2 protein-coding genes are annotated in these 3087 nt (G+C 61.1%); both read left to right on the top strand.

Features of this window, described 5'->3' with window-relative positions; translation table 11 throughout:
- Nucleotides 1–251: 251 nt before the first annotated feature.
- On the top strand, nt 252–1760 hold the full coding sequence (locus WCA85_RS26955; RefSeq protein ID WP_424067918.1) for an MDR family MFS transporter: 1509 nt from the start codon (nt 252–254) through the stop codon (nt 1758–1760).
- Between the two features lie 423 nt (nt 1761–2183).
- Nucleotides 2184–3087: hypothetical protein (locus tag WCA85_RS26950; protein WP_424067917.1), on the top strand; the 904-nt coding region annotated here is incomplete at its 3' end.

Here is a 3087-nt window from a genome sequence, read left to right as displayed (position 1 = left end):
GGTGCGGGCCCGGCGGGCGTAGCGGTCTCGGTGGTTGCAGCGGTCTCGGTGGTGGCTGGGTCCGCACGGCGGCGGGTTGCCTTCGCGGTGGGGTCATCGGACGGTGTGCGGGTCATTTCATTCCATTTGACGAATGCTACGATGTCGCTTATATTAATCTCCTAGTTAATTAATTTCAACACCCACTTCAACACGCACACCCGGTACAGACCCGACTATTTACAGACCCCATTTACTGCGCCCCTCATACTATGGAACAACCTGCCACCACGCCTGCCGAACTCGCGAACGCTGCACAGCACCCGCCCATCCGCCTGCTGTTCCCGGCGCTGCTGCTGGTCATGCTGCTCGCCGCGCTCGACCAGACCATCGTGTCGACGGCGCTGCCCACCATCGTCGGCGAACTGGGCGGTCTCAACAATCTGTCGTGGGTCGTCACGGCTTATTTGCTGACGTCAACGATCGTCGTGCCGCTATACGGCAAGTTTGGTGACCTTTTCGGCCGCAAGGTCGTGCTGCAAGCCGCCATCGTGCTGTTCCTCGTCGGCTCGGCGTTGTGTGGCATCGCGCAAAACATGGCCCAGTTGATCATCTTGCGTGCGCTGCAAGGGCTCGGCGGCGGCGGTCTGCTGGTGGTAACGATGGCGGCCATCGGCGATGTCATTCCGCCCGCAGAACGCGGTCGCTATCAGGGCGTGTTCGGCGGCGTGTTCGGGTTGGCCACCGTAATCGGGCCGTTGCTCGGCGGGTTTCTCGTCGAGCATCTGTCATGGCGCTGGATTTTCTATATCAACCTGCCACTCGGTGTCCTCGCGCTGGCGGTGATCGGCGCGGTATTCAAACCACACGCCGCGCATATCAAGCACACCATCGACTACATGGGCGCCGCATTTCTCGCCGGCGCGCTCACCTGCATCATCCTGTTCACGAGCCAGGGCGGCACGATCCTGCCGTGGTCTTCGCCTCAACTGTGGTTCACGTTGGTGATGGGACTCGTGTGCATTGGCGGCTTCATTTACGAGGAAAAACGCGCAGCCGAGCCCATCATGCCGCTCGAGCTGTTTCGTCAGCGAACCTTCCTGTTAAGCAGTCTGATCGGCTTCATCATCGGGGTATCGCTGTTCGGCTCGGTAACGTTCATTCCGCTGTATCTGCAGGTCGTCAAAGGCTCGACGCCTTCCGAAGCCGGTATGCAGATGCTGCCGATGATGGGCGGCCTGCTGGTCATGTCAGTGATCACCGGCCGCGTGATCAGCAAGATCGGCAAGTACCGGATGTTTCCGATCGCCGGCACCCTCCTCGTCGCCGTGGCGATGATACTGCTCGCGCGCTTGCAGATCAGCACGCCCATTCATGTGATGTATCTGTATATGGGCCTGCTTGGACTGGGCCTCGGCATGGTGATGCAGGTATTGATTCTCGCGGTGCAGAACTCCGTTGAATTCAGACATATGGGTGTGGCCACTTCGGGCGCCACGCTGTTCCGTTCAATCGGCGGCTCCGTGGGTGTGGCCGCTTTTGGTGCGGTGTTCTCAAACGGGCTCGCGGCACGTCTGCAAGCGCTGATTCCGCCGGATACAGAATTGCCGCAAGCACTCGGACCGGCCGCCATTCACCAGTTGCCCACAGCGTTGCATGACAATTACCTGCAGGCTTTCGCCGGTGCGCTACATACCGTATATCTGTCGGCCGCCTGCGTGGTCGTGCTCGCTTTCGTGCTGTCGTGGCTGCTCAAGGACCATCCGTTGCGCAAGCACTGAGCACTGAGCACTGGCGCAGGAATCTACCGTGCCGGCAGCCATCTACGCTGCCGGCCTCGCGTTTGTTTCATCTTCCGCTTCATTTCGCCTTGGATCGCGCGATTGTTCAGGTCTTTGATCCGATCAATACCGCGCGCTCGACAGGGCGTGAAAAATCGCCCGGCTTAGTTCGTTCTGCAGACGTGTGCAGCAACGAAATTTATCTGAACGTGCGCTAGCGCACACTGTGTCAGATAGGTGTGAACTTCGATTGACGTTCACCTCGAAAGCCCACATATTGTTCCCAGGGGCGCCGTCATTTTCGAATTGCGGCGGCCGCTCTCCAGCGCATGTCGATCGTGATTCACGCGGACCGTGCAACTTGCGCGGAACACGATCCGGACCATGCCGTAACGGCATAGCCTATCGCAGGTGGGTCACAGCATGTCCACCCAGACTACTCCTCATCAGAGTTTCCCAGCACCCTGCAAACGCTGCGGCGGCTCGCTGTATCAGCACGCCGACAGGTGTCCCTACTGCGGCGCGACGCATCCGCTCGACGACCGGCCTCACGCGCCCTTCGGTGCCTCTGCTGCGACGGCAGCAGCAGCCGGTGCGCAACACCACCCGTTCGGGCCTGAAACGCAGACGAATGGCGCACCGCCCGATCTCGCCTCACCCGATACACCCATTCCACCGCTCGGCCAAGGGTTGCCCGGTTCGACCAACGGCACCCGCACGCTCGTGACGCGCGGACTGATTGCCGTCGTCGTCCTGATGCTAGGTTATGGCGCGTACACACTATTCGGTGGTCACTCGAGCGCGCCATCGGACAACGAAGAAGATACGCAGTCGACCGGTGGAACAGTGGCGGCGTATACGCCAGGCACTTCGTCCAACACATCATCCAGCGGATCGATTAACGCGCAGCCTCATGCTGGCTCCGCGCACCAGGCGGCCAACAATGCAACGCCCCCGCCTCAAGTGGTGGTTCAGCCACCGCCGGTGCCGCACTATCGCGATCTGTCTGAAAGCCTGCACGCGGCACGCGTGCACCGCGATGCGAATGATCTGTCGGGAGCCCAGGCGGCGGTCAATGCAGCCTTTGCAATGCAAGCCAATAGCGCCGACGCGCAACTGATCCAGCACGAACTGACACCACTCGAACAGCGGCGCAACGCCGCGCTCCAAACCGCCCTGGTGTGTGTCAAGGACAACTTGTGGAATTGCGTGGAGCACAGCGCGAGCGACGCGCTGGCAGTCGACACCGGCAGTGTGGAAGCGAAGGCGCTACTCGAGCGCGCGATCGTCCAAACCGGCTGGGCGCCGCTGCGGAACAAGGCGGCAC

The organism is Paraburkholderia sp. (assembly GCF_049581445.1).
GTDB lineage: Bacteria > Pseudomonadota > Gammaproteobacteria > Burkholderiales > Burkholderiaceae > Paraburkholderia.
The sequence above is the reverse complement of the archived record's forward strand: the minus strand, read 5'-3'. Positions and strand labels throughout refer to the sequence as shown.

What these genes read in the sequence shown, in the direction of transcription:
- WCA85_RS26955 (WP_424067918.1), top strand. Translation starts at nt 252, where the DNA reads ATGGAACAACCTGCCACCACGCCTGCCGAACTCGCGAACGCTGCACAG.